Raw genomic sequence first — 26,623 nt, 5'->3', positions numbered from 1 at the left:
ATAATTTCCGAAACCCGCCTGAAATCCACTGCCTTACGCCAGAAAACGCCAAAATATCGACTATGATTTGTTGTCCGACCTAACTTTCATCCCAAATTATTTATCGTTTTCAGCCAGTAGCGAATCGCTTGATGTCGTCCATTGCCCCTGCGTGGGCTAAACGAGGCAATTGAATGGAATTCAGATCATTTGAAAAATCCTGGGGCGCTGAAATTCTTGCTGATGACAGCGTCCGTTTTCGTGTTTGGGCACCTGGGCAACAGCGCATCACCTTAAGACTTGCCGATAACGACGCAGCCATGCTCGACGCAGGTGACGGTTGGTTTGCGCTGCAAGTCAGCGGCGTAGCGCCCGGCGCAGAGTATAACTTTGTGCTGGACGATGGCACGGTAGTGCCCGATCCCGCCGCACGTGCGCAAAAGGCGGACGTCAACGGCCCTTCACTGGTTATCGATCCGCAAAGCTATCGCTGGCAGCACACCGCATGGCAAGGTCGTCCGTGGCATGAAACGGTGGTGTATGAAATGCACATCGGTACCTTCACGCCCGAAGGCACATTCCAGGCGGCGATAGCCAAATTGCCTTGGCTGGCTGAGTTAGGCATCACGCAACTGGAAGTGCTGCCGGTGTCGCAGTTCGGCGGCAATCGCGGTTGGGGCTACGACGGCGTGTTGCTCTACGCTCCGCATGCGGCTTACGGATCGCCGGATGATTTCAAAGCCTTTATCGATGCCGCCCACGCGCACGGTTTGTCGGTGGTGCTGGATATCGTGCTCAACCACTTTGGCCCGGAAGGCAACTATCTGCCGCTACTGGCGCCGGAGTTTTTCCACCAGGAGCGCATGACGCCGTGGGGCGCAGGCATTGCTTATGATGTCGATGCGGTGCGTCGCTACATCGTCGAAGCGCCGCTCTACTGGCTGCAGGAGTTTAATCTGGATGGCCTGCGTTTTGATGCCATCGATCAGATTGAAGATAGCTCCAGCAAGCATGCGCTGATTGAGATTGCCGAACGCATCCGTCAGGCCATTCCCGAGCGCCCTATCCATCTCACCACTGAAGATTGCCGCAACGTCATCTTCCTGCATCCGCGAGATAAACAGGGCAACGCGCCGCTGTTTACTGGCGAGTGGAACGATGATTTCCACAATGCGGTGCACGTATTCGCCACCGGTGAAACCCACGCTTATTACGAGGATTTCGCCGACGTGCCAGAGAAACGCGTGGCGCGCGTGCTGACCGAAGGCTTTGCTTATCAGGGTGAACTGTCGCCGCAGAGTGGACAGCGGCGCGGCGTACCGAGCGCCAGCCAGCCGCCAGTGGCATTCGTCGATTTCATCCAGAACCATGATCAGGTCGGTAACCGCGCGCAGGGCGATCGTTTGATCAGCCTAGCGGGCAGCGATCGTACCAAAGTGCTGCTGGCGACGCTGCTGCTATCGCCACACATTCCGCTGCTGTTTATGGGCGAAGAGTATGGCGAAACCAATCCCTTCCTGTTCTTCACCGATTTCCATGGCGATTTGGCCAAAGCAGTACGTGAAGGCCGCGCGAAGGAGTTCACCGGTCACGCCGGGCATGACCAAGAAGTGCCGGATCCTAATGCGGAACAGACCTTCATCCGCTCGAAACTTGACTGGAATACGCTGCAAACGCCGGCGGGTCAGAGCTGGCTGGCGTTAACGCGCGAGTTGCTGGCGCTGCGTCAGCAACATATCGTGCCGCTGCTGGCGGATGCGGGCGGCAACAGTGGCAAGGTGCTCGCCACGGCGGAAGGCTTTGTTGCCGTCAGCTGGCGTTTTCCGCAGGGCGAGCTGTCGCTGGCGTTGAATATCGGCAAGCAGACGCAACCTTTACCCACCATGCCAGGCCGCACGATTTTCGCCTGGCCGCAAGAAACTGAAGCATTACCCCAACACACCATTGTGGTGCGTTTGGATCAGGGAGCAACAAAATGAGTATTCCAACCGCGACGTACCGCATTCAGTTTCGCAACGGCATGACCTTTGATCGCGCCGCGGCGCTGGTGCCTTATCTGCAACGCCTTGGCATCAGCCATCTTTACGCGTCGCCGATTTTCAGCGCCACCGCCGAATCCACTCACGGTTACGATGTGACCGATGCCAATGAGATCGAACCAGCAATTGGCGGGCGTGACGGCTTCAATCGGCTGGTTGAAGCGTTGCAGGACGCGGAGATCGGCTTGATTCTCGATATCGTGCCAAACCATATGGCGGCCTCGCTGGAGAATGCCTGGTGGCGCGATGTGATTGAGTATGGCGAGAGCAGCCGCTATGCCAATCACTTTGACATTGACTGGACGCGCCGTCTGACGCTGCCGTTTCTCGGCGACAGCTTCGAGAACGTGCTGGAAAATGGTGAGCTGAGCATTAAAGCGCATCCGGAAACCGGCCATCCGGCGCTGGCCTATTACGACAGCTTTTACCCGCTGACGCCCGCCAGTTGGCAGGATCGCGCTGACGAGGTGCTGGCGATCACCGATGCTAAAGCGATTGCCGAGCTGCATGAGCAGCAGCCGTGGCGCTTGATGAGCTGGCGCGATGCACGCAGCGAGCTCTCTTATCGCCGTTTCTTTGAGATCACCGGTTTAGTCGGCGTGCGCGTTGAGGATGAAGCGGTGTTTGCCGATTCCCATCAGCTGATTCTCGAGCTGGTGCGCTCGGGCGCGGTCAGCGGCCTGCGCGTCGATCACGTAGATGGCCTTGCGGATCCGCAAGGCTATTTGCGTCAGCTGCGCCAGGCCACCGGCCCGGATTGCTATATCACGGTGGAAAAGATCCTCGCCGAAGGGGAACAGATTCCTGCCGACTGGCCGATTTCCGGCACCACCGGCTACGAATTTATTGCTGCGCTGTCGCACGCGCTGGTCGATGATTCGCAGATCGATACCCTGCATCTGGCCTATGAAGCCACCACCGGACAACCCAACGACGTTGAGGGTGGACTGCGCGTGGCGCGCGAATTGATGGTCGATCGCAATTTCGCCGGTGAATTTGCGCGTTTACTCAAGCTGGCGACGCAGATTGCCGTTTCCGAACATCGCAACCTCGGTGAAGCGGAACTGCACGTCGCGCTGCGGGAAATCCTCATCGCCTTCCCGGTGTATCGCACCTATGGCCAGCAGGATGGCATGCCGCTGGAAGGCGAAGAGCTGCTGCAACAGGTGCTGGAAAGGGTGAAAAACAGCGCGTCGCCGACGGTGCTGAGTTTGCTGCAGGCGATGCTGCTGGGCGCGGTTTCCGAAGAGAGCGAAAAAGATGCGCATGAATTCCGCGTACGCTTCCAGCAACTGACCGGACCGCTGATGGCGAAGTCGGTTGAAGACACGCTGTTCTTCCGCAATCACGTCGCGTTAGCCATCAATGAAGTGGGCGCAGAGCCGCTGCCGCATGCCTTCTCGCTGGCGCATTTCCACAGCGAGATGCAAACACGGCTGCAGCAGCAACCCGATGGCATCTCTTCCACTTCAACCCACGACACCAAGCGTGGCGAAGATGCGCGTGCGCGGCTGTACACACTGAGCGAAGCGCCTGCGTTGTGGGCGGAACACGTGACGCGCTGGCGGCAGATTAATCAGGCGCAGGTGGTGGAGCTGGAAGATGGCGCCGCACCGGAACCGGCGGTGGAATGGATGCTGTATCAGGCGTTAGCCGGCGTGTGGCCGACCACCTTGCAGCCGCAGGATGCCAGCCAACTTGAAGAACGCTTTATTCCCTTTGTCGAGAAAGCGTTACGCGAAGCCAAGCTGCGCACCGATTGGGCAGAGAGCAATGAAGCCTACGAAAAGGCGGTGTTGGATTACGCACGCCATCTGCTTTCACCGGCCAATCAGCAGTTTCTCAGCGACTTCAGCCACGCGTTGCAGCCGTTTATTCAGGCTGGACTGATCAACAGCCTGACGCAAACGGTGATCAAACTCACCGCGCCGGGCGTGCCGGATATCTATCAGGGCAGCGAAGCGCTGGATTTCAGCCTGGTCGATCCCGACAACCGCCGCACGCCGGACTTTGATCTGCTGGAGCAGCAGCTTGCAGAGTCTGAATCTCCCGATTTCAACGATGCGCAAAACTGGCTGAGCGGCAAACTGAAACAACAGGTCATTGCCCGCCTTCTGCATCTGCGCCGCGATTATCCGCAGCTGTTCCGCGTGGGTGATTATCAGCCGCTGCAGGTTAGCGGCGAACATCAGGAGAAAGTCATCGCTTTTGCGCGTCAGGACAGCGACCACGCGTTGCTGGTGATCCTGCCGCGCCTGAGTTTCGATAACGCGCAGTGGACGCAAACCGAAGTGGTTCTGACCGAATCACTCGCCCATCGCCACTATCGCAACTTATGGACAGGCGCAAGCGTGGCGATTGGCGATTACATCGCGCTGGATGAGGCGGCCTCGAGTGCGCCGTTAGTGCTGCTGAGCAGCTGATACATACCCGATTAATCTGTGTGGAGAATTATTGATGACAAGTAAGCATCTGGAAATTACAGCAGGTTCGGGACAAGTGCTTGGCGCTAACTATGATGGCCAGGGCGTGAACTTTGCCCTGTTTTCAGCCTGCGCTGAGCGAGTTGAGCTGTGTTTGTACGATGAAAGCGGCGAAAACGAAATCGCCCGCTTCGATTTGCCGGAATATACCCATGAAGTGTGGCACGGCTATATTCCCGGTTTGCAGCCCGGCGCGCTTTATGGCTATCGCGTGCATGGCCCGTACGAGCCGGAAAATGGCCATCGCTTTAACCCCAATAAATTGTTGCTCGACCCTTACGCGCGCGAACTGGCGGGCGAATTGCAGTGGGACGAGTCGCACTTTGCTTACGACCTGCTGCATGAAGACAAAGACCTCAGTTTTGATACCCGCGACAGCGCGCCATTTACGCCGAAATGCGTCGTCATCGATCCCAACGAATTCGATTGGCAGGATGCCAATCGCCCCAATATTCCATGGTCGAAAACGGTGATTTATGAAGCCCATGTGAAAGGCTTCAGCCAGCTTAATCCAGCGGTGCCTGAAGAGATGCGCGGCACTTACGATGGGATGAGCAATCAGGCCTCGATCGATTACATCAAAAGCCTCGGCGTGACTACCGTGGAACTGCTGCCAGTGCACGGTTTCCCGGACGATCAACATCTGCTGGATCGCGGTCTGAAAAACTTCTGGGGCTACAACACGCTGGCGTTCTTCGCGCCGGCCACGCGCTACTTTGGTCCGCGCGGCATTCAGGGCTTCCGCGATATGGTGCGTGCCTTCCACGATGCCGGCATCGAAGTGATTCTTGATGTGGTCTATAACCACACTGCCGAGGGTAATGAACTCGGCCCAACCTTGTCGTTTAAAGGCATCGACAACTACTCCTATTACCGCACGCTGCCGGATCAGCATCGCTACTACATCAACGATACCGGTACCGGCAACACGGTGAATACCTCGCATCCGCGCGTGCTGCAGATGATTCTGGATTCGCTGCGTTATTGGGCCGAATCGATGCACGTCGACGGCTTCCGCTTCGATCTCGGCACCGTGCTGGGTCGTGAACCGGAAGGCTTTGACGAACGTAGTGGCTTCTTTGACGCCATCATGCAGGATCCGGTGTTGTCCAAACTGAAGTTGATTGGCGAGCCATGGGATATCGGGCCAGGCGGCTATCAGGTTGGTGGTTTCCCGCCAGGCTGGGCGGAGTGGAACGACAAGTATCGCGATACGGTGCGTGAATACTGGAAAGGTGACATGGTCACAAATGATTTCGCCGCGCGCCTGCTCGGTTCCGGCGATCTCTACGATCAGCGCGGTCGCCGTCCGTGGTCCAGCATCAACTTCCTTACCGCGCATGATGGCTTCACGCTGAACGATTTAGTGTCGTACAACGAGAAACACAACGAAGCCAACGGCGAAGATAACAACGACGGCCACAACGAGAACCGTTCGTACAACTACGGCGCGGAAGGCCCGACGGACGATGAAGGCATCAATGCGGTGCGCGAGCGGCAGAAACGCAATTTCCTCGCCACGCTGCTGTTCTCGCACGGCACGCCGATGCTGCTGGCAGGCGATGAGTTTGGTCGCAGTCAGCTTGGCAACAACAACGGCTACTGTCAGGACAGCGAGATTTCCTGGCTGCACTGGGAAAACCTGCCGCCTTCCGCTGATGCGCTGCGCGACTTTACACGGCATATTTTGGCGTTAAGAGCCAAACAGCCGCTGCTGCGGCGTGAAAGCTGGCGCGATGGGATGGAAATCAAATGGTTTAACGCCGGTGGCGGTTTCCAGCAGGCCGATCAATGGGATGATGGCACCACGCTTGGGGTGTATCTCGGTCGCCCGGATTTAGAGACGGAGGAAGGGATTTGGCATGACGTGTTGATGCTGTTTAATCCGTACGAAGGCAACGTGCCGTTCCGTATTCCCCAGTTTGGTGAAGGCGGCTGGGTACTGGAGCTTTCGACGTCGGACAGCGTTGAGAAGGGTTTGGTGATTACTAAAGAAAAGGATTTCGAGCTCGAAGGCCGCAGCCTGGCGCTGTTCCGCAGGCCATAGCCGGGTTGCCATTGATGGCGTAATGCACATCGGGTAAACGTTAAACGGTCGCCATGAATGGCGGCCCTACAGCTGTTTGGCGAGGTTTTCGTAGGGTGCGCATTCATGCGCACCGGATAACATTCATGCGCACCGGATAAATTAAATTAACTAAATTCCTTAATCTGCCGATGGTTATTAACTTGCCCTCTTCCCTGAGCTGCCAAAGCCGGGATGCTTTAAGATTAAGGATAATGAAATGAACATCTCCCAACGTCTGTTTGCCACATTCTCCATCCTGTTTGGTGCCATCATCCTACAAGCTGTCCTCGCCATTTCTTTGCTTTCAGGTTTTCAGGATCGTTTTGAATATGTACAGGCTAATGCCATTCCCTCGATCAAGGATCTTGGCAAATTGATTGATGGTAGTAACCAACTGGCGCTGACGCTGTACAAACATAAAAGCCAGACCGACGACAGTAAAATGCCGGTGATTGAGAATGAGATCCAGAAACAGCTGGCGGATTTGAAATCACAAACCGATTACTACATGGCAAACGATATCTCTAATGATGAAGATAAGCGCTTAACGGAAGTTGCTTACGCCAATATTGAGCATGTCATTGCCGCGCTCCCGCCCTTCTTAGCGGCATCACGCGCCCATCAGAATGACATCAGTATGGATCTGATCAACGGACAAACCGGCATCGGTGCCGCCATCCGACAGCTGATCAGTGATTATCAAAAACAGCTGCAACTGAATATCGCCATCGGCGATGAACTGCGCGCCACCAACCGAAGTACCTTCCATTCGGTGCTCTGGACCACCATTGCTGGCGTTATCGCCACTGTACTGATTTTTGGTGTGCTGTCGCTGTTCACTGTACTGCGTATTCGTCGCAGCTTGTCTGCGGCGGGTAAAGTGATGATGACCGCCAGCGAGAACCTCGATTTAACCTTGAAGGCGGATGAAAGTCGTCGTGATGAAGTGGGCAATATGGCGCACTCGTTTAACGTCTTGATGGATCGCGTATCAGTTGCCCTTTCGTCCGTACGGCAGGCGTCACAATCGGTGAGCAGCGCATCGGTACAGATCACCGCGGGCAACGAAGATCTTTCGTCACGCACCGAACAGCAGGCGGCATCATTGGAACAAACTGCTGCCAGCATGACCGAACTGAGCGAAACCGTACGCCAGACTGCCGATAACACCCGCCAGGCGAGTCAGCTTGCTGCTAACGCCAGCGGCTTGTCGGAGAAGAGCAGCACATCACTGACCACTATGCTTTCAACCATGGATAACATTCGTGGTAGCTCGCGCAAAGTGACCGAAATCGTCTCGATCATTGAAGGCATTGCTTTCCAGACCAATATCCTGGCGCTCAATGCGGCTGTTGAAGCCGCACGTGCCGGTGAGCATGGCAAAGGATTCGCCGTGGTCGCCGGTGAAGTTCGCAGCTTATCGCAGCGTTCCACCACCGCCGCGCGTGAAATTAAGACGCTGATTGAAGAGTCTCATCGTTTGACTGAAGCCGGTGCCGCGCAGGCCAGCGACGTGGGCCGCAATATGAGCGTAATGAATGATGCCATTCATCAGGTGAGCCAGCTGATGGAAGAGATTGCCGCTGCCGCCGTTGAGCAGAGCCAGGGCATTGTACAGGTGCAGCAAGCGGTGAATCAGATGGACGATGTCACGCAGCAGAACGCCGCGCTGGTGGAAGAAGCTTCTGCCGCTTCGCAGTCACTGCAGGAGCAGGCCGGGAATCTGAATCAGCTGGTGGGTAAATTCCATGTTGCGGGTGTGGGCGAGGTTCATCAAAAGCAGGCTGTGATGCGTACGGCTTCATTCGTTAAACCCTCGCGCGTTGCGGTGGTGAATGATGCGGATTGGCAGAGTTTTTAAGATGTTTTAGCCGGTGCGCATGATTGCGCACCCTACAAAAACGTAGGGTCGCCATTCATGGCGACCTCTTAACTAACTGGCATTACACCTTCAGCATTTTCACCGTGGCATCAATATCGATTTCATCTGCCGTGAAAATCAAGGTTGTGCCCTGAAAAGTGGTAATCGCCAGTTTTTTCAGTGAGCGCACTTCATCCGGCTTAATATCTGTTTTCGGCTTGATGCTATTCATCAAAATACCCACTGACAGCACGGTATTCTCTTTATCGATACGCGTCTCAACCGGCACTTCTTCGCTGTAAACCACGTAAGACTTGATCGACGTAAGCTTAAGGCGCTCACCGGCAATATAGATATATTTGCTTTCGGGTAAGACTTTCACCGCATAGGCTGACAAACCCTTGTTATTGGTTGTCGGCTCGAATGTCACCGCGGCATCTTTCTTGATCAGCTCAGGGTTAGCGACCTTAATCACATGGAAATAGCGGTTATCGCCATTTTCATCTTTGATAAATCCAAAACCTTTATCCTGAAACCAGGTTGTGATCGTTCCGTTCATCGCCATTGCCGCCTACCTAATCGTTATCTACTCAGTTTTTTCAGCGCGCAGTGTAAAGCACATTGCCTGCGCAGACCACGTCTTTGCTGTAAGTCTGGACGATAATTTTTGGCCAGGCGAGTGCTTATCCACCAGATTCGCCAGCTAGTTGAAAATTCGTTATTATCCGCCTCCATTCACAATCCGGGCGTTTTGATGTCTACCATTATCGATCACTTTATTGCCCCGCCTTGCGATGAAGAAATTGAGATTCTCTATCAGGATGAGCATCTGCTGCTGATCAATAAACCTGCTGGCCTGCTCAGCCTGTCGGGGAAAAATCCGCTCAATCTCGATTCGGTGCATCATCGATTAGTAAAGCTGTTCCCCGGCTGCACATTGGTGCATCGGCTGGATTTCGGTACTTCGGGGTTAATGGTGATTGCCCGCAACAAGGCGATGAATGCCGCATTGTGCCAGCAGTTCAGCCAGCGCAGCGTAACCAAGATTTATCACGCGCTGTTGTGTGGGCATCTGGCTGAGGATGAAGGTGTGATCGACGCGCCAATTGCTAAAGATGCGGCGCTGTTTCCGATGATGACGATTTGCGCAGTCAATGGCAAACCTGCTCGTTCACGCTATCGTGTCATTGAGCGTACGCATGACGGGATGCTGCCATTAACGCGGGTTGAACTCACACCTGAAACGGGACGCACGCATCAACTGCGCATTCACTGCCAGCAGTTGGGCCATCCGATTTTGGGTTGCGATCTGTATGGCGGGCGCTTGCTGCCAGGTAGCGAACAAACGCCGCGTTTGATGTTACACGCCAGCGAGTTGAATTTTATTCATCCGGTAAGCGGTGAGCCTGTAAACGTCCGCAATGTCTGCCCGTTCTGACTGCATAACCGGCGTTGTGATTACCACATCAAATCATCTGGCACTTTGAAATCAGCGTACGGATCGTCTTCATCCTGCTCTTCCTGACTCAGCGCACTGTTCAATACGATACTGCTCGCATCTCGCTGGGCAATTTTATCCGCAACGCTGGCAGGAATAATCGCGTATTGACTCTCACCATTGCTATCCACGCTCAGTCGCGCGATGGCAAGGCGGCCATTAATCAGTTGGGTCTGGGTCAGCTTATCCACGTCGATTTTTTTGATCAGATTATTGTCGGTGAAATTAAAACCAATATTGCCTTTCGAAATATCGATTTTATTCATTTCGATCAACTGCTTAACCTGCGCTTTATACTCTTTAGCTAAAGTCGCCTGTTTTTGCTGCTCACTCAGCTGCTTATCACGCTCCAGCTGCGCTTTTTTGTTCTCTTCCACCGCCTCTCTGGCCTCACGAGCCTGAACGCGTGATTTTTTAGCGGTTCGTTGGACCTTGTCCATTTTTTTGCTGCTGACTAAGCCTGCTTTCAGCATTTGCTCTTGTAAGGTGAGTTTTGCCATTTTCGTGTCTGACCCGTTAAAAAATTTGGGGAGAGTATACCTGCAATGATGAAGTCTGTGCCACACCGCACGGGCTGACTGCTGTGCGCACGATCTTCATCATTCCTCTCATCATGAAATTCCTTCATGTTCGATGAAATTAAATCACTTTTTTTCAACCAGTGACTCAGGCATAAAAGTATCATCGTTAATAACTTAAAATAATATGAAGCCTGCTGATTGAGAGTACCCGAAAAGAACAAGGGGAAAGCGTAAAAAATCCAGCCACAGCAAGGCTTTATATTAATAATCAGGACAGCAGACTAAAATGAACAACGCCTTTACTTTTACGGTTAAGAGCCTTCGTTTCGACGAAAATTACAATCCTTCGAGCAATACACGCATCACCACCAACTTTGCGAATCTGGCGCGCGGTGAGAAGCGTCAGGAGAATCTGCGCAACGCGCTGGTGATGATTGATAACCGCTTTAATTCTCTGGCGCATTGGGACAACCCAAAAAGCGATCGTTATGCGGTTGAGCTGGAGATTATTACGGCTGAGCTGAATCTCGGTGCTGAAGGCAATGGCAATACCTTCCCAGTCATTGAAATTTTGAAAACGAATATCGTTGATAAAAAAACCAATGAGCGCATCGAAGGGATTGTGGGCAATAACTTCTCTTCCTACGTACGTGATTATGACTTCAGCGTTGTGTTGTCTGAGCATAATAAGAGCCACACTGAATTCCGTACGCCGGATAACTTTGGCGATCTGCATGGCAATATTTTCAAGAATTTCGTTAACTCAGATGCCTACAAAGCTAACTTCAATAAAGCACCGGTTATCTGCCTGAGCGTTTCAAGTAAAAATACCTATTACCGCACCGGCAATGTACATCCGGTATTGGGCATTGAATATCAGCAGGATGAACTCTCACTGACGGATGAATATTTCGGAAAAATGGGCCTGCGGGCGCGCTATTTCATGCCGGCAAACAGTGCTGCGCCATTGGCTTTCTATTTCCATGGTGATTTACTCCGTGATTACACCAATCTTGAGCTGATCGGTACTATCAGCACCATGGAGACGTTCCAGAAGATTTACCGCCCTGAGATTTACAATGCTAATTCGGCCGCCGGTAATCAATATCAGCCAAGCTTAAATCATCAGGATTATTCTTTAACGCGAATTGTTTATGATCGAGAAGAACGTAGCCATTTGGCAGTTGAACAAGGGAAGTTCACGGAAGAGCGCTTTATTAAGCCTTACCAAACTATTCTTGAGCAATGGTTTGCTACTCCCGTTCTTTGATCACCCATAAAAATAGAAGGTCACCTGCTATGAAAAAATTATTACCGACTTCCACTGCTGGTAGTTTGCCGAAACCATCATGGTTGGCTCAGCCCGAAACATTGTGGTCGCCGTGGAAATTACAAGATCAGGAATTAACCGACGGTAAGCAAGATGCGCTGCGTTTGTGTCTGGAAGATCAACAGCAAGCAGGCATTGATATCGTCAGTGATGGCGAGCAAACGCGTCAGCACTTTGTTACCACCTTTATTGAACACCTTAACGGCGTGGATTTTGAGAAGCGCGAGATCGTAAAAATCCGCGATCGTTATGATGCCAGTGTTCCGACCGTGGTTGGCCCGGTAAGCCGTCAAAAATCCGTGTTTGTTGAAGATGCTAAGTTTTTGCGTCAGCAAACTGATCGTCCCATTAAATGGGCGCTGCCGGGTCCAATGACCATGATCGACACGCTTTATGATAACCACTATAAAAGCCGTGAAAAACTGGCATGGGAATTCGCTAAAATTCTCAATGAAGAAGCCAAAGAGTTAGAAGCGGTGGGCGTCGATATTATTCAGTTTGATGAGCCTGCATTTAACGTCTTCTTTGACGAAGTGAATGACTGGGGTATCGCTACCCTGGAAAGAGCCATCGAAGGGCTGAAATGCGAAACCGCTGTGCATATTTGCTACGGTTATGGCATCAAAGCCAATACCGACTGGAAAAAGACGCTGGGCACCGAGTGGCGTCAATATGAAGAGATCTTCCCTAAACTGCAAAAGTCGAATATCGATATCATCTCATTGGAATGTCAAAACTCACATGTGCCGATGGAATTAATGGAACTGATTCGCGGTAAAAAAGTGATGGTTGGCGCCATTGATGTGGCGAGCAATACCATTGAAACGCCTGAAGAAGTTGCCGCGACGCTGCGTAAAGCGCTGCAGTTTGTCGACGCCGATAAGCTTTATCCTTGCACCAACTGCGGCATGATTCCTTTGCCGCGCGGCGTGGCAAGAGGCAAACTGGATGCGTTAAGCGCCGGTGCGGAGATCGTACGTAAAGAGCTGATGAATAAATAACGCCGCCAAATAGCACCATATAAAACTCGGTCCGGGATATGACAATCATTCCCGGACCGAGCAGCTGAATCAGTGATTAACCTGCCCGCCCGACTTTCTGAAATCAATTATCATCGTTTGCCCCTCCTGAAAAGCGTCAAAATCCGTTCCTTGCGAAAGATACTGGCGTGGTTTAATCACTCTCATCTCTTCCGTTGCTTTCAACGCTTTCAACCTCAAGCCAGCGTTTTTAATCAAAGCCAGCCAAATCCACCCCTCAGACTCACCCAGCATTTTCATCCGAATATGATCGATGATGGGGAAGTTACGAATATTGGTTTGTACTTCCGGAGCATCATTCAGCTGACCAACAAACGCGAGGGAATCAATCGATTGTGCGCCAGGAATCGACAGCGTGATTTTAATCTGATTCATTACATCCATTTGGTAACGTTGGTCGTTCACCACCGTGTTGAAACTTATCAACATCACCACCAGATGATAAAACAGCAAGATGACACTGAATCCCGCCAGCCAGTTTCTTATAGCAGGTAAAGCGTGCACGGATAAGTAGAAACAGAACAGGAAGGTAATGCTGCTGGCGCCCAACATGCGTGGTGCAAATAAGGGAGTGGCTAATGCCAAAGAAAGACCGGGAATCGCCATAATGACAATTAATCCCCCACTTAGCATCAAGATGGCTGCGCTTACCGTGAATTTACGCTGCTGTTTTAAATTGAGTGCCATCACAATAAGGCCTGACAGCAGCATCAGCAAAGGCAGCAATAAAAATATCATCATGCCGCGCGGATAAGCGCTAATAAAGAGGCGACTGAAGGTTTTAATCGTCTCGATGATGACTGGCAAAGACTCTAAATTGGGTAGTAATAGCTTGCTGTGTTTCATGCTGTACCAGTCGATCTTTACCGGCAGCAGATAATTCATCGCCAGTTTATAGACCACAATGGCAATGCCCAGCGCCACTATTTTCCCAGCCAGCCACGTCCATGTTGATTGATCATTATTCAACCGTGCAATAGCCAGTAACGCTACGCAGGCAATATAGACATTAAGTCCTGGCTGATAGAGCGTCTGAATCAGCAGTAATATTAGCGCCGTGTACATAACCGCCTGAAACGGCTTGGATCGGTTCACCAGGCTTGCCAGCATGGCGCCAGCGAATGACAAAAGAATGGTGAAACTGTCAAAGGTATACAGCATTCCCTGCGCCAGAAAGGGATTAAGCACGATAAAAATTGGCGGTACAAATGACCAGCAGCCAATCAAAGGAATTTTAAGCTTTTCAGTGAAGAGCACAGCCGCAACACTCAGCGCCAGCAATCCGAGCAGTAAATTAAGCGGAGAAACATCGCTGAGCGTATTACCAAAAGAGATCAAAGCCTGTAATAACCAGGTGCCCGGTCTTCCATTGCTCAGCCATGTCGATCTATCCCCATCCAGGATCCGGTAAAGGTCATCCCGATAATAAATTTTGTGGGTCCAGACAGGAATCGTCGCGAGCATTCCCATCATCATGGTCAACGCGATACGCTGCATCCGGCTTGCCGACGGAGGATCATTTACGGGCATCATTTTATTAGCGAATTTCCATCGATCGGGGCGGGCGGACTTTTATTTCCGCGTAGATACAAGCAAGTGTAGGCGGTTTTTTAGAAGGGATGCTCAGGGATGATAAACATCATTGGCAGGCAAGGGCTGTGCGGATAACATGGCACTTTATCTCTTTCTCACAGGCAACGTCGGCAATGGCTCTGATCCCTAAAAATTACACGCGGCTGGAAAGCGGCTATCGTGAAAAAGCATTAAAAATCTATCCGTGGGTATGCGGCCGCTGCTCGCGCGAATTTGTCTATTCCAATCTGCGCGAATTAACCGTTCATCACATCGATCACGATCACACCAATAATCCGGAAGATGGCAGTAACTGGGAGTTGTTGTGCCTGTATTGTCACGACCATGAACATTCGAAATACACCGAAGCGGATCAGTACGGTACAACGGTTGTGGCAGGAGAAGATGCGCAAAAAGATGTGGGTGAAGCCACCTATAATCCGTTTGCCGATTTGAAGGCCATGTTGAATAAGAAGAAGTAAGGTTTTTGTTTGAAATAGAGGTCGCCATGAATGACGACCCTACGATGGCGACAGATCATTCCTTACTTATTAGTCTTAGTGCTATTACTGAACTGCTCGGTGAGATAGTTGCTGGTGTTATTCAGCACGCTAACCATTTTATCCAGATTGGTGAACTGCTTTTTATAGCGCGCAATAGTGTCATCGATACGTTTACTGGCGGTATTGTACTGATCGGTCAATGTATTCAGCTTCTTGCTGATGGTATCCGTTGCGCCCTGCAATACGCCTTTGCTGCTGAGGAACGTGGTGAAAGTGTTGTTCAGTACGGTCGAAACGCCGGTTTTCTTGCTATCGCCAACAAACATGTCGCGAATCGCTTCTGGCTTCACCTGCAAACTGGTGGTCAGTTTGGTCGCATCCAACTTAAGTTGCCCATTGGTGGGATCAGTGGTAATGCCCGCCTGCGATAACGTTTTGTAAACGCTGGAACCGGAAGTGTTCGCCAGAATGCTCTTCATCTGCACCTGAATGTTGCGCAGCGTGCCGTCGCCAATCAGCGCCCCATTCTTCCCGTCCGGATCTTTACCCGCATCCACCGGCGTGTATTTGGTCAAACTCGCCATCGTATCCTGCAGCGAGTTATAGGCATTTACCCAATCAGTAATGGCGGTTTTCGCCTTGTTGGTATCGCTGCTCACCGTCAGCGTCTGATTACCGCTGGTTTCATCGTTAAGCTTCAGCGTGATGCCTTCCACCGCGTCGGTGATCACGTTGCTGCTGCTCTCAATCGCCACATTATTAACAGTCAGCTTGGCGTTCTGCGCCTCGACGCTCTGCGTCATGCCGCTGCTGCTAGCATTTGTCGCATCAAAGCCGATAAAGTCGTGCAAGGTATCATCGCCGGTCACGCTCAGCGATTTCACTGCATTGCCGGTGCCAGATGCAGAGGAAGTCAGTGACAAGCGGTATTCAGTGGCCGAGACCTTAATCAGGCTAGCGGTGACGCCAACGTCGGACTTGTTGATGGTGTCACGAATGGCAGAAAGCGAGGTCTGATCTTTGGTCAGCGTGATGCTCTTCTCTTTACCTTCGGCGGTGACAAATTTCAGGGTTCGGGAATCAGCATCGCTACCAATCGCCGCTTTGATATCGGTTTTGGCATCGCTGGTTAGCGTTTGCGATTGCGCCAGTTTCTGCACGCTTATGGTGTATTTGCCCGCCAACGCATTGCCGTTGGAATCGGCGCTAAACGCTGTTGAACTGGATGCTGTGGTCGTCGAGGTATACAGGGCGGCATCGTTTAATTTGTTGTTAGCCGTCTGGAAAGTCTGAATCGCGGTTTTGAGCGTACCGTAGGCGGACAACTTGGCGGTCGCCGCCGATTGTTGTTTGGAAATCGGTGCCAGCGATTGCTTTTCTGCCGCAGTCAGTTTGTCGAGGATGGTGCTTAAACCCAGTCCTGAACCGACGCCTAATGTTGAAATCCCAGTCATGAACGCAACTCCTGTTAATTTAACGTTACGGTACTATCGGCAGCCTTAACGCAAACTTTATAAAAATCTGATCATTTCCTTACGTTATCCTTACAAACATAAAAAGCCGCGTCGTTAGCGCCCGATCACTGTTGATTAATCGCACTGGAAATATGATGCATTTCACATTTAACTGTCGCTGTGCTTGTCGGATAAGCACAGCCGATTATGATCTTGCGAGATTGTTACTGCGTTCAGCGCAGGCAAAACCTGACACGCCGTCCTCCCGGTGGGTCAGGTTTTTTATTTTCAGGGCAGATAAAAATGAAAATAGCGAAAATCCTCAACAACAATGTCGCGGTAGTGCTGGGCGACAACGGCAAAGAACAGGTTGTGATGGGACGCGGGTTGGCGTTTCAGAAGCGCGTCGGCGACGAACTGGATGCGCAGCAGATCGAAAAAGTGTTTGCGCTGCAAAGTGATACCTTGACAGGCCGGCTCAGCGAATTGCTGTCGGATATTCCGCTTGAGGTGATCACCACCAGCGAACTGATCATTGCCAATGCGCGTCAGCAGCTGGGTCAGCCGCTGCATGAAAGTCTCTCTATCGCGCTGTGCGATCACTGCCATTTTGCGATTGAGCGCCACCAGCAAGGCATCCCGATTCGTAACGTATTGAAGTGGGAAATCAAAACGCTCTATCCGAAAGAGTTTTCCCTAGGTATCGAAGCGCTGGCGCTGATTCACAAACGGCTTGCCGTGGAGTTACCCGAAGATGAGGCCGGATTTATCGCCCTGCATCTGGTGAATGCGCAGCTCGGCAGCGATTTCGCCGATGTATCGCACATCACGCAATTTATGCAAGAGATCCTGCATATCGTGAAGTATCGCCTTCAGCTGGATTACCGCACCGAGAGCTTGAGTTACAACCGCTTCGTCAACCACCTGAAGTTCTTTGCACAGCGCATGTTGGGCAAACGCGGCGTGTGGAGCGAGGATGAATCGCTGCATGATGTGGTGCGCGACAAATATCCGCTCGCCTATCAATGTGCAGAGAAGATCGATAAGCATATTCAGCAGAAATATCTGTATGAGCTCTCCAGCGAGGAGCGCATGTTCCTCACCATTCACATTGAGCGGGTACGCAAAGAGACGCTGGCGTTACAGGATGATGCGGACGAGGCGTAAACCAGGTGCGCATGATTGCGCACCCTTCAATCAACCCACTTACTTCAACGCTTCGCCATGGCTGCGAATCACGTCCTGATACCAGAAGAAACTCTTCTTACGTGAACGCGCCAGCGTGCCGTTACCCGCATCATCGCGATCCACGTAGATAAAGCCATAACGTTTGGAAAACTCGGCTTTTGAGGCGCTGACCAAATCGATTGGTCCCCAGCAGGTATAACCCATCACCTCCACGCCATCTTCAATCGCTTCACGCACCTGCACCAGATGATCGTTGAGATATTGAATACGGTAATCGTCGTTAATTTGCCCGTCCGCTTCCACCACATCTTTAGCGCCAAGCCCGTTTTCCACTATAAACAGCGGCTTCTGATAGCGGTCATACAGGATGTTAAGCAGAATGCGCAGCCCTTCAGGATCGATCTGCCAACCCCAATCGGAGCTCGGCAGATGCGGGTTCGGCACCATCGACAGAATGTTACCGCGCGCTTTCTGGTTCTCTTCTTCATTGGTGGTGACGCAACCGGTCATGTAGTAGCTGAAGGAGATGTAATCGACAGTGTTTTGCAGGTCGCGCTTATCTTCTTCGGTCATTGCGATGCTGATGCCGCGATCGGCAAAGAAGCGTTTCATATAGGCCGGATACGCGCCGCGCACCTGCACATCGCCAAAGAAGAGCCATTCGCGGTTCTGCTGCAAGGTTTCCAACACGTCTGCCGGACGGCAGCTCAGCGGATAGAGCAGCGCGCCGAGCAGCATGTTGCCGATTTTGCCGTCCTGAACGATTTCGTGGCAGGCTTTCACCGCGCGACCGCTCGCCACCAGCTGATGATGAATCGCCTGATAGATCGCCTGCTGATCGCTCTCTTCCGCCAGACCCACGCCGGTAAACGGCGCGTGCAGCGACATGTTGATTTCATTAAAAGTCAGCCACAGTTTCACCTTGTGCTGGAAGCGGGTGAACACCGCGCGCGCATAGCGTTCAAAGCAATCGATGGTGATGCGATTGCCCCAGCCGCCGTACTTTTTGATCAAGCCATACGGCATTTCATAATGCGACAGCGTCACCAGCGGCGTGATGTTGTATTTGGCCATCTCATCGAACAGGCGATCGTAATAGGCTAATCCCGCTTCGTTAGGTTCCGCTTCATCACCCTGCGGGAAGATGCGCGTCCAGGCAATTGAGGTACGCAGCACGGTAAAGCCCATTTCGGCGAACAGTTTGATGTCCTCCGGGAAGCGGTTATAGAAATCGATGGCGGTATCTTTGATGCCAAAATCATCACCGCTGCGCTCGACGCGCGCACCGAAAATGCCTTTGGGTTGCAGGTCGGAGGTCGATAAACCTTTGCCGCCTTCCTGATACGCGCCTTCAACCTGGTTGGCGGCCACGGCGCCGCCCCATAAAAATCCGTCCGGGAAACGTTTAGTCATCTGTTTGCTCCTCAATTATTTCAGCACGGCCAACAACGGAGCGCCTTCGCTCACGGCCGTGCGGCTTAGGGTTAACACATCCACAAAATCATCACTGTTACTCACCAGCACCGGCGTGGTGAGGTCAAATCCTGCGGCTTTAATCGCATCGAGATCGAACTCCAGCAGCAGGTCGCCCACTTTGACCGGCTGATCGTTGGCGACTTTAGGCGAAAAATATTGTCCATCGAGCTTCACGGTATCGAGGCCAACGTGGATCAGCACTTCCGCGCCCTGCGCCGATGTCAGGCCAATCGCATGGCCGGTACGGAACATTGACGACACCACGCCATCGATTGGCGAAACCACTCGCCCACTCTGCGGGATAATCGCCGCGCCTTTGCCGAGCAAACCGCTGGCAAAAGTTTCGTCTTTAACCTGCTCGAGCGGAATGACATCGCCCGCCATCGGGCTGACCACGCTTTCGCGGCGCGTAAGATTGGTGGGCGGAGAAACCGGCGCAGGCGGCGCAACCACGTCGGCTGCGGGCTCGGTCAGACCGAACAGATAAGTGCTCACGCAAGCGAACAGTAACGCCACCGCCGCACCGGCAAACGCCGCCAGCACGCTGGCATCAATGCCGCTGTTCGGCACCACCTGAATAAAGGTGAACACGCTCGGGAAACCAAAAGAGTAAATGGTGGTGTGCCAGAAGCCGAGGATTGCCGCGCCCAAGGCACCACCGACGCAACCGAAGATAAACGGACGTCGACGCGGCAGCGTCACGCCATACACCGCCGGTTCGGTGATGCCGAAGATGCTGGCGGTAAACGCCGATCCCGCCATCGCTTTGAGTTTCGCTTCGCGGGTTCGCAGGAAGATGCCCAGCGTCGCGCCCGCCTGACCCAACACCGCTGGCATCAGCAATGGCAGCAGAGTGTCGTGACCAAAGTTGGCGAGATTGTTCAGCATGATCGGTACCAATCCCCAGTGCAGACCGAAAATCACGCACACTTGCCAAATCGCGCCCATCACCGCGCCCGCAATCATTGGGCTCAGGCTGTAAATCCACAGATAGCCTTCGGCCAGCATGCGGCTCAGCCAGGTCGCCGCCGGACCAATCGCCAGGAACGTCAGCGGCACAGTGATCAACAAGCAGCACAACGGCGTAGTGAAGTTACGCACCGCGACAGGCGAGCGCGGATGCACCCAACGTTCAATCAGGCTGGAAACCCAGGCCGCGAAGATAATCGGAATCACTGATGAGCTGTAGTTCAGCACCTCGAGCGGGATGCCGATGAAGGTCAGTGCATTGCCCTGCTGCTGCTGTTGCAGCACCTCAAGAATCATCGGATGCACCAGTGCAGCGGCAATCGCCATGCTGACAAATGGATTACCGCCGAATTTTTTACCGGCGCTGTAGCCGAGCAAAATCGGCAGGAAGTAGAACAAACCATCGCTGGCAACAAACAGCACTTTGTAGCTGCCGCTGTCGGCGCTCATCACGCCGAGCACCAGCGCCAACGCCAGCAACCCTTTGATGATGCCAGTGGCGATCATCACGCCGATAAACGGGGTAAAAATGCCGGAAACCAAATCGATAAAGCGTGCAAACAGGCCTTGCGGTGCAGCGTTATCTGCGGCCTCGTTCTGATTATCCAGCGCATGGCGCGCGGTGAGTTCGCGATACACTTCCGCGACTTGATTGCCAATTACCACCTGATATTGGCCACCGCTCTCAACCACCATGATCACGCCGGGATTGTCCTTTAACGCGGCGGTCTGCGCTTTTTGACTGTTTTTCAGCTTGAAGCGCAAACGCGTGGCGCAGTGCATCACACTGATGATGTTCTCTTTGCCGCCAACACCGCTAACGATGTCATCCGCCAGTTCCTGATATTGCATCACTCTTTCTCCTGAACAATGCCCTAATGCTCGCCAGTTAAGCGTCTATCGGTCACCATAGATGGCGACCCTACAAAGGATTGGCGTGTTTTTCGCGCAAAAAAAAACCTGAGACGCGCCCTCTTCAACTGAAAAAGGGCGCGTCTCAGGTTTTGCCTGCCGAACAGTAACAATCCTTAACGGGCGCTATCATGCTTACAGCGCGGAAAAAGTGGCAAGCAGTATTAGCGAACAACGTTGAGAAGTGTGAAGCGGGTCACCGATTAGAGGCGTTTGAGTGCCGTTAACGCCAGCACGCTAAGCAGCGCACCAATCACCATCAGCAGCAAATAACTCATCCACTGCAGCAGCAAAATCCCCAGCACGCCACCGCCCAAAAACGCCAGCACGGTGTAAAAATGCAGCTTTAGCCGCTCAATATAGAGTGGCGCATCCTTAGGAGATTCTTTGCGGCGCAGCACATCAAACAGCATTGCCAGCTCAATACCGATATCGGTCGCGGTGCCGGAAACGTGCGTGGTACGTACACGCGCGTTGGAGATGCGCGTCACCACCGCGTTTTGCAATCCCATCAAAAAACTCAGGCTAAGCACCAGCAGCACGCCGGATCCGCTAAAGCGGAACCCGCTTTCAATCACACCCAGCACCAGCAACGCGATGCCTTCAATCAGGATATTAATGGCGTAGATGCCGCGGATCTGGCGCCGTCTGCCGGAGTTGATAATCAGCGTTGAGACCGACGATCCGGCGATAAACAGCAGCACGATGAGCAGAAAAAACAGGCCGACGTGCAGATTGGCTTTGGCCAGATGGTCGGAAAGTGAGGAGACATTGCCGGTCATGTTTGCCGAGAAGAAACCGACGGTTTCAAACGCTGCGGTGTTGAGTGCGCCCGCAACGGCGGCCAGCGTGCAGGCCAGGCGAATGTCGGTATTAAAGGTGCGCGTGTTCTCGGCGGTGATCAGCATGGGAAATCCTGGCCCGGGGAAAGAGGCGTATCTTCCTCCCGTAACCAGGAATTCTCAAGCGCCGTCAGGCGGTCTGTTGATCCTGCTCCTGCTCGCTAAACCGCTCACGCATTTCGTTTTCGATCTCTTCGAGAGATTTGCCTTTGGTCTCAGGCAGCATGGTGATCACAAAGATCAGCGAGCCGACGTTGATGGCCGCAAAGATAAAGAATGCACCATTGCCGGTGGCAGACAGCAGCGGCGGGAAAGCAAACGCCACCGCCGCGTTACAGATCCACTGGAATGAAACCGCAGCGCCTGTCAGCACGCCGCGCACTTTCATCGGGAACAGCTCGGACATCAGCAGCCAATACACCGGCGAAATGCACATTTGCATAAAGAACAGGAACACCAGAATCGCCGCCAGCGCGAAGATACTTTGCGTCATGTCTTGTGGCATCAGCAGCAGCACGCAGCCGAGCACCAGTTGCATGGCTATTACTACCGTCAAACCAGTCATCAGCATGGTGCGACGTCCAAAACGTCCCACCGCTTTGATGCCCACCATGGTTGCCAGCACCGAGACAATGCCGTTACCGATGGTCGCCGCAATCGACGCGTTGGTGCCCATGCCGGTGGTTTTCAGGATCACAGGTGTGTAGTACATAAAGGCGTTCACGCCGGTGAACTGGATAACAATGCCCAGCCCCGCGCCCACCAGCAACAAGCGAAGAATCCATTTCTCTTGCAGCAGTTCACGTGCCGAAGGCCCCTGACGCGCCGCCTTCGCGTGCTGGCGCATCTCTGTCATCTCCTTTTTTACTTCACGCGGTGTTTCGCGCAATTTATGCAGGATTCGGCTCGCTTCTTTGATGCGCCCTTCCGCCACCATCCAATGCGGCGAGGCCGGCACAAAGAAGGTGCCGATAAACAGCAAGGCACCGGGAATCATTGCCATCGCCAGCATGTAGCGCCATAGATGCGGATCGTTAAGCGTGAAACTCATCACCGCGCTGACCACATACGCCAGCAGCTGACCGGAAACAATCATCAGCTCGTTGCGGCTCACCAGCGGCGCACGACGTTTGGGTCCGGCGATTTCGGCAATAAACACCGGCACGGTTGAGGAACCACCGCCTACCGCAATCCCCAGCAGAAAACGCATCGCCACCATCACGTGCAGGTTCGGCGCTAACGCGGTACCAATCGCGCCCAGCACAAAGATCAGTGCCAGAGAACGCAGCGTGATACGACGACCAAAGCGGTCGGAGAAATAGCCACTGAGAAAAGCACCCAGTGCGGCACCGAAGATCAGGGATGAAGTGACTAAACCTTCGGTGAACGGTGTGAGGTCAAGACCGCCCTGATCAGGTGGTAAAGTCATAAACGGCAAGGCACCGGAGATAATCCCGGTGTCATAACCAAAGGCCAACGCGCCCATGGTCGCCACCAGTACCACAAAGAAGATGCGCTGTTTGACGGTGAGATTGCTTAGCGCTGAATCGTCGTCACTGTTTTGCTGCGATGTGTCCATTCCTGTTCCCTGCATATTTAACGCGCCCTCTAGCGCAAAGGTTGAAACCCAAAAGGCAGAAGTATAGTCAGGAATTGTAAAATGTGACGGAGGTCACGGTTAAATCGACAAACATTCAAACATTTATTTCATGATCTCTTTCAATGATCGTCATTGCCGCTCTGACTTTCGCACAACGGCGTACTACTATTTCAGCGTGACTAGCTAGTCCTCAAATCTAACGGAACATTGATAAGAGGTCTTCCTATGAACAAACAGAGCTACAGAGGCGGCGCAGGGAATTTTGCCAACGATCCAGAACGTGCGAAAGAAGCTGGCAGAGCGGGAGGCAAAGCCAGTGGAGGCAATTTCAGAAACGATCCTGAAAGAGCCGTTGAAGCGGGACGGAAAGGAGGCAAGATTAGCCGTCGTCCTCCAACAAAGTCTGAGTAAGGCGCCTTAGGATTTTTCATGCCATGGATTGGCTTTACTTCTCTTTTGCATATCACCTCCCAAAACGGTAGCCTATATACATATCGCATACATTTCATATATAGGATTATCATGGGCATCGTAAAAATCTCCGACCTGATGCATGAGAATCTGCGCATCGCCAGCACGGCGATGAGCCGATCCATCAATGCGCAGGCAGAACACTGGATGAAGATCGGCATGCTGGCCGAGATTTACCCGTCACTCAATCATCAGGAATTGACGCGCTTGCTGATGCGCGTTGAACGCGACAGCGGCGCGGATTTAGCGCAACTGCTTGACCATCCTTTATTCACCTCGCAGGGAATCGCGTAATGAGCATCAAACTGCATACCGCTGAAGAGATCGAACTGGCGCGTGCCGCCGGACATGCCGCCGCTAAAGTGCTGGAGATCATCACGCCATACGTCAAACCGGGCGTTACCACCGATGAACTGGACGCGATTTGTCATGATTACGTGGTAAACGTGCTGAAAGTGATTCCAGCGAATATCGGCTATCACGGCTACAGCAAAACGACCTGTACCTCAGTAAACCACGTGGTGTGTCACGGCATTCCGGGCGAGAAAAAGCTCAGGGATGGTGACATCGTTAATATTGATGTCGGCATTATCAAAGATGGCTGGTACGGCGATACCAGCCGCATGTATTACGTCGGTCAGCCTTCGGTGCGTGCCAAACGTTTAGTGGATATCACCTACGAATCGATGGTTGCGGGTATCAACGTGGTGAAACCGGGCGCGACATTAGGCGATATCGGCGCGGCAATTCAGCAAGTGGCGGAAAAAGCCGGTTTCTCGGTAGTGCGTGAGTATTGCGGTCACGGCGTTGGCGAGGTGTATCACGGCGATCCGCAGATTCTGCATTACGGCACGCCGGGTGAGGGATTGGAATTGCAAGCGGGTATGATTTTCACCATCGAACCGATGATCAATGCGGGCAAAGCCGGCACCAGCGTGCTATCCGATGGCTGGACGGTAGTCACAAAGGACCGCTCGCTGTCGGCGCAGTGGGAACATACCATCGCAGTGACCGAAACCGGATTTGATTTGCTGACGCCGTGGCCAGAAGGTACCGGCGCATATCAGGCTATCTAATAATAGGAGATCCAGAACGCGAAGAACGTTCTGGACCCACATCGCCTTAAGCGGTTTGACGCAGCGTAAACACACTCACACTATTCACCATATTTGCCGCCTGCTCACTCAGCATTGCCGATGCCGCCAGCGATTGCTCCACCAGCGACGCATTTTGCTGTGTGGTGATATCAATCTGGCTAATCGCAGTGTTGATCTGGCTGATGCCGTCGGCCTGCTCGGTGCTGGCCTGATTAATCTGCACCAGCAGCTCTTTCATCTCGGCGACATTCGACATCATGCCGTTCATCAGCTTATTGGCATCCGTCACCATATCGCGACCATCGGCAATGCGCGTGGAGGACTCCTCAATTAAATTGCGGATCTCATGCGACGAGGTGGCGGTTTTCTGTGCCAGCGCGCGCACTTCTTGCGCCACCACGGCAAAACCACGACCGTGTTCACCGGCGCGTGCGGCTTCCACCGCAGCATTCAACGCCAGAATATTGGTCTGGAAAGCAATTGAATCGATCAGGTTAATGATGTCCGCCATGCGGCTGGCAGAATCGTTGATCTCGGCCATTTTGGTCGCAACGTTATCCATCATGCTGGCATTGCGTCCCACCGTGCTTTCCGCTTTGGCGGAGAGATCGGCGGCAACGTGGGTATTATTTCGCGTGTTGCTGATGGTGGCGCTGAATTCCTCCACCGAGGCCGCCGTTTGTTCCACCGAGCTAGCCTGCTCTTCCGTGCGGGCGGCAAGGTCGTTGGTGCCCGACATGATTTCGCTGGCGCCGCCAGATATCTGTTCAGCGCTAATGCGAATATGGCTGACAATCTCTGACATTTTCTCCTGCATCTGCTGAATGGCATTAATTAACTGCCCCATTTCATCTTTGCGCTGTTCATAAAAATTGGAGCTGAGATCGCCATCCGCTACGCGGCCTAGAAACGCAATAACTTTTTTCAAAGGCACAGTAATGGAACGGATAATAATCCAGCCAATTAATGCAGAAACCAAAATAGCCACCACAAAAATAATCAGCATGGAGATTTTGGTCTTACTGTATGACGCCATAAAATTATTGTAAGAGCCATTCATTTGCTGCTCTTGCAGATTAATGAAACCCTCAACCTCATTGATATAATCTCTTTGCGCCGTGGCAAGGGTAGAAAAATAGAAATCCACCGCTTTTGTCACATCACTATTCACTAACGCGAAGAAAGCATTTCGCTCCTTCAGAAAGTCAGCCCGCTTCAATTCAACGCGCTTAAGAAAAGCAATAGATTCTTCATCCGTTGCCAGCGCACCTAATTGCTTATAGGTTTCGCTGATCTTTTTCGATGCTTCCTGAAGATTGCTTTGAATGGTCGCTCTGCGCTGCGCATCAATGGGACTTAGCAGCAGTGCTTGCTGCTGCACCGTCACGTTGATTTCATCAATCAACTGGTTGCCCAATGCGATGGTCGGATAATCATCCTTCATCATGCCATTGACGCCGGTTTCCGCTAAGAACAGCGAATTTAATCCGAGCAACGCCACCAACATTAGCATCGCAATATTCAGCACAGAGGATATGGTAAGTTTGGTTCGCAACTTTACATTACGCGAAAATCTTTGAACTACGTCCATTTAGAAACCTCAATGATTTTGATTGAAAAGGTGTGAAGACAATGGTGTTGTTTTAAAAATGGAAGAGGCTCCGAAAATTAATCGGCAGCATCCCTACTGTTATCGTCAGCTATTTCATTAACATTAGAG

21 protein-coding genes are annotated in these 26,623 nt (G+C 52.6%); 12 read left to right on the top strand and 9 right to left on the bottom strand.

What is annotated here, in order from left to right; all coding sequences use genetic code 11:
* The first annotated feature begins 173 nt into the window (after nucleotides 1-173).
* The 4 genes from treZ to PanJK_RS21670 all read left to right on the top strand — a co-directional run bounded on the left by treZ (nucleotide 174) and on the right by PanJK_RS21670 (nucleotide 8,430).
* Nucleotides 174-1,958 (top strand): malto-oligosyltrehalose trehalohydrolase, encoded by a 1,785-nt coding sequence (treZ, locus tag PanJK_RS21685; RefSeq protein WP_256698860.1) that lies wholly within the window; start codon nucleotides 174-176, stop codon nucleotides 1,956-1,958.
* The gene (treY, locus tag PanJK_RS21680) at nucleotides 1,955-4,441 is read left to right on the top strand and encodes a malto-oligosyltrehalose synthase (RefSeq protein WP_265302856.1); all 2,487 of its coding nucleotides are present in this window, start codon (nucleotides 1,955-1,957) and stop codon (nucleotides 4,439-4,441) included. The genes treZ and treY overlap by 4 nt, the downstream gene beginning before the upstream one ends.
* Before the next feature lie 34 nt (nucleotides 4,442-4,475).
* Nucleotides 4,476-6,548 carry a glycogen debranching protein GlgX gene (gene glgX / locus PanJK_RS21675; protein WP_256698862.1) on the top strand — a complete coding sequence of 691 codons (2,073 nt, stop codon included), beginning with the start codon at nucleotides 4,476-4,478 and terminating at the stop codon, nucleotides 6,546-6,548.
* Nucleotides 6,549-6,786: 238 nt separating this feature from the next.
* A complete protein-coding gene (locus PanJK_RS21670; protein ID WP_265302853.1) occupies nucleotides 6,787-8,430 on the top strand; it encodes a methyl-accepting chemotaxis protein in 1,644 nt (547 codons plus the stop codon).
* Nucleotides 8,431-8,512: 82 nt separating this feature from the next.
* Here PanJK_RS21670 and PanJK_RS21665 read toward each other — a convergent pair whose 3' ends face one another.
* Complete coding sequence (locus PanJK_RS21665) at nucleotides 8,513-8,995, bottom strand: cold-shock protein (protein ID WP_256698865.1); 483 nt, start codon at nucleotides 8,993-8,995, stop codon at nucleotides 8,513-8,515.
* Between the two features lie 189 nt (nucleotides 8,996-9,184).
* Here PanJK_RS21665 and PanJK_RS21660 point away from each other — a divergent pair, with 189 nt between their 5' ends.
* Nucleotides 9,185-9,868 (top strand): RluA family pseudouridine synthase, encoded by a 684-nt coding sequence (locus PanJK_RS21660; protein ID WP_265302851.1) that lies wholly within the window; start codon nucleotides 9,185-9,187, stop codon nucleotides 9,866-9,868.
* 20 nt (nucleotides 9,869-9,888) lie between these two features.
* Here the strand turns inward: PanJK_RS21660 and PanJK_RS21655 are convergent, their stop codons facing one another.
* Nucleotides 9,889-10,428 carry a DUF2058 domain-containing protein gene (locus PanJK_RS21655; RefSeq protein WP_154156752.1) on the bottom strand — a complete coding sequence of 180 codons (540 nt, stop codon included), beginning with the start codon at nucleotides 10,426-10,428 and terminating at the stop codon, nucleotides 9,889-9,891.
* 307 nt (nucleotides 10,429-10,735) lie between these two features.
* Between PanJK_RS21655 and PanJK_RS21650 the strand changes: the two genes are divergently transcribed.
* Entirely contained in the window at nucleotides 10,736-11,719 is a 984-nt protein-coding gene (locus PanJK_RS21650) for a DUF1852 domain-containing protein (RefSeq protein WP_256698867.1), read from the top strand.
* Nucleotides 11,720-11,748: 29 nt separating this feature from the next.
* Entirely contained in the window at nucleotides 11,749-12,780 is a 1,032-nt protein-coding gene (locus PanJK_RS21645; RefSeq protein WP_256698868.1) for a methionine synthase, read from the top strand.
* 69 nt (nucleotides 12,781-12,849) lie between these two features.
* On the opposite strand, the gene PanJK_RS21640 is transcribed toward PanJK_RS21645, so the two are convergent.
* Nucleotides 12,850-14,316 (bottom strand): glucosyltransferase domain-containing protein, encoded by a 1,467-nt coding sequence (locus PanJK_RS21640; protein WP_265302848.1) that lies wholly within the window; start codon nucleotides 14,314-14,316, stop codon nucleotides 12,850-12,852.
* Nucleotides 14,317-14,525: 209 nt separating this feature from the next.
* Between PanJK_RS21640 and yajD the strand changes: the two genes are divergently transcribed.
* Nucleotides 14,526-14,873, top strand: coding sequence for an HNH nuclease YajD (gene yajD / locus PanJK_RS21635; protein WP_008106321.1), 348 nt, complete (start codon nucleotides 14,526-14,528; stop codon nucleotides 14,871-14,873).
* 62 nt (nucleotides 14,874-14,935) lie between these two features.
* Here yajD and fliD read toward each other — a convergent pair whose 3' ends face one another.
* Nucleotides 14,936-16,348: a flagellar filament capping protein FliD gene (gene fliD / locus PanJK_RS21630; RefSeq protein WP_265302847.1), complete on the bottom strand. Its 1,413-nt coding sequence runs from the start codon at nucleotides 16,346-16,348 to the stop codon at nucleotides 14,936-14,938.
* A gap of 303 nt (nucleotides 16,349-16,651) precedes the next feature.
* Between fliD and licT the strand changes: the two genes are divergently transcribed.
* Complete coding sequence (licT, locus tag PanJK_RS21625; RefSeq protein WP_265302844.1) at nucleotides 16,652-17,515, top strand: BglG family transcription antiterminator LicT; 864 nt, start codon at nucleotides 16,652-16,654, stop codon at nucleotides 17,513-17,515.
* A 39-nt stretch (nucleotides 17,516-17,554) separates the two neighbouring features.
* Here the strand turns inward: licT and PanJK_RS21620 are convergent, their stop codons facing one another.
* The 4 genes from PanJK_RS21620 to PanJK_RS21605 form a co-directional block, all read right to left on the bottom strand.
* The gene (locus PanJK_RS21620; protein WP_265302842.1) at nucleotides 17,555-18,949 is read right to left on the bottom strand and encodes a glycoside hydrolase family 1 protein; all 1,395 of its coding nucleotides are present in this window, start codon (nucleotides 18,947-18,949) and stop codon (nucleotides 17,555-17,557) included.
* Between the two features lie 15 nt (nucleotides 18,950-18,964).
* Entirely contained in the window at nucleotides 18,965-20,833 is a 1,869-nt protein-coding gene (gene bglF / locus PanJK_RS21615) for a PTS beta-glucoside transporter subunit IIABC (RefSeq protein WP_265302838.1), read from the bottom strand.
* Nucleotides 20,834-21,096: 263 nt separating this feature from the next.
* Nucleotides 21,097-21,801 (bottom strand): YoaK family protein, encoded by a 705-nt coding sequence (locus tag PanJK_RS21610; protein ID WP_256699421.1) that lies wholly within the window; start codon nucleotides 21,799-21,801, stop codon nucleotides 21,097-21,099.
* A 64-nt stretch (nucleotides 21,802-21,865) separates the two neighbouring features.
* Nucleotides 21,866-23,314: a sugar porter family MFS transporter gene (locus PanJK_RS21605; protein ID WP_265302835.1), complete on the bottom strand. Its 1,449-nt coding sequence runs from the start codon at nucleotides 23,312-23,314 to the stop codon at nucleotides 21,866-21,868.
* A gap of 246 nt (nucleotides 23,315-23,560) precedes the next feature.
* Between PanJK_RS21605 and PanJK_RS21600 the strand changes: the two genes are divergently transcribed.
* The 3 genes from PanJK_RS21600 to map all read left to right on the top strand — a co-directional run bounded on the left by PanJK_RS21600 (nucleotide 23,561) and on the right by map (nucleotide 24,882).
* A complete protein-coding gene (locus PanJK_RS21600) occupies nucleotides 23,561-23,746 on the top strand; it encodes a general stress protein (protein ID WP_176972698.1) in 186 nt (61 codons plus the stop codon).
* Between the two features lie 111 nt (nucleotides 23,747-23,857).
* Complete coding sequence (locus tag PanJK_RS21595; protein ID WP_008106304.1) at nucleotides 23,858-24,100, top strand: ParD-like family protein; 243 nt, start codon at nucleotides 23,858-23,860, stop codon at nucleotides 24,098-24,100.
* Nucleotides 24,100-24,882: a type I methionyl aminopeptidase gene (gene map / locus PanJK_RS21590; protein ID WP_256698875.1), complete on the top strand. Its 783-nt coding sequence runs from the start codon at nucleotides 24,100-24,102 to the stop codon at nucleotides 24,880-24,882. The genes PanJK_RS21595 and map overlap by 1 nt, the downstream gene beginning before the upstream one ends.
* 46 nt (nucleotides 24,883-24,928) lie before the next feature.
* Here map and PanJK_RS21585 read toward each other — a convergent pair whose 3' ends face one another.
* A complete protein-coding gene (locus PanJK_RS21585; protein ID WP_265302830.1) occupies nucleotides 24,929-26,494 on the bottom strand; it encodes a methyl-accepting chemotaxis protein in 1,566 nt (521 codons plus the stop codon).
* Nucleotides 26,495-26,623: the final 129 nt, after the last annotated feature.

Source organism: Pantoea sp. JK, assembly GCF_026130245.1.
In the GTDB taxonomy this organism is placed as follows: domain Bacteria; phylum Pseudomonadota; class Gammaproteobacteria; order Enterobacterales; family Enterobacteriaceae; genus Pantoea; species Pantoea trifolii.
This window is presented reverse-complemented; position numbering and strand designations above follow the sequence as displayed.

Coding starts and splice junctions, on each gene's coding strand:
- PanJK_RS21655 (WP_154156752.1), bottom strand. CDS start 10,428: ATGGCAAAACTCACCTTACAAGAGCAAATGCTGAAAGCAGGCTTAGTC.
- PanJK_RS21650 (WP_256698867.1), top strand. CDS start 10,736: ATGAACAACGCCTTTACTTTTACGGTTAAGAGCCTTCGTTTCGACGAA.
- map (WP_256698875.1), top strand. CDS start 24,100: ATGAGCATCAAACTGCATACCGCTGAAGAGATCGAACTGGCGCGTGCC.
- licT (WP_265302844.1), top strand. CDS start 16,652: ATGAAAATAGCGAAAATCCTCAACAACAATGTCGCGGTAGTGCTGGGC.
- PanJK_RS21585 (WP_265302830.1), bottom strand. CDS start 26,494: ATGGACGTAGTTCAAAGATTTTCGCGTAATGTAAAGTTGCGAACCAAA.
- PanJK_RS21620 (WP_265302842.1), bottom strand. CDS start 18,949: ATGACTAAACGTTTCCCGGACGGATTTTTATGGGGCGGCGCCGTGGCC.
- PanJK_RS21595 (WP_008106304.1), top strand. CDS start 23,858: ATGGGCATCGTAAAAATCTCCGACCTGATGCATGAGAATCTGCGCATC.
- PanJK_RS21605 (WP_265302835.1), bottom strand. CDS start 23,314: ATGGACACATCGCAGCAAAACAGTGACGACGATTCAGCGCTAAGCAAT.
- glgX (WP_256698862.1), top strand. CDS start 4,476: ATGACAAGTAAGCATCTGGAAATTACAGCAGGTTCGGGACAAGTGCTT.
- PanJK_RS21660 (WP_265302851.1), top strand. CDS start 9,185: ATGTCTACCATTATCGATCACTTTATTGCCCCGCCTTGCGATGAAGAA.
- PanJK_RS21600 (WP_176972698.1), top strand. CDS start 23,561: ATGAACAAACAGAGCTACAGAGGCGGCGCAGGGAATTTTGCCAACGAT.
- treY (WP_265302856.1), top strand. CDS start 1,955: ATGAGTATTCCAACCGCGACGTACCGCATTCAGTTTCGCAACGGCATG.
- PanJK_RS21645 (WP_256698868.1), top strand. CDS start 11,749: ATGAAAAAATTATTACCGACTTCCACTGCTGGTAGTTTGCCGAAACCA.
- PanJK_RS21670 (WP_265302853.1), top strand. CDS start 6,787: ATGAACATCTCCCAACGTCTGTTTGCCACATTCTCCATCCTGTTTGGT.
- PanJK_RS21640 (WP_265302848.1), bottom strand. CDS start 14,316: ATGCAGCGTATCGCGTTGACCATGATGATGGGAATGCTCGCGACGATT.
- PanJK_RS21665 (WP_256698865.1), bottom strand. CDS start 8,995: ATGGCGATGAACGGAACGATCACAACCTGGTTTCAGGATAAAGGTTTT.
- treZ (WP_256698860.1), top strand. CDS start 174: ATGGAATTCAGATCATTTGAAAAATCCTGGGGCGCTGAAATTCTTGCT.
- fliD (WP_265302847.1), bottom strand. CDS start 16,348: ATGACTGGGATTTCAACATTAGGCGTCGGTTCAGGACTGGGTTTAAGC.
- bglF (WP_265302838.1), bottom strand. CDS start 20,833: ATGCAATATCAGGAACTGGCGGATGACATCGTTAGCGGTGTTGGCGGC.
- PanJK_RS21610 (WP_256699421.1), bottom strand. CDS start 21,801: ATGCTGATCACCGCCGAGAACACGCGCACCTTTAATACCGACATTCGC.
- yajD (WP_008106321.1), top strand. CDS start 14,526: ATGGCTCTGATCCCTAAAAATTACACGCGGCTGGAAAGCGGCTATCGT.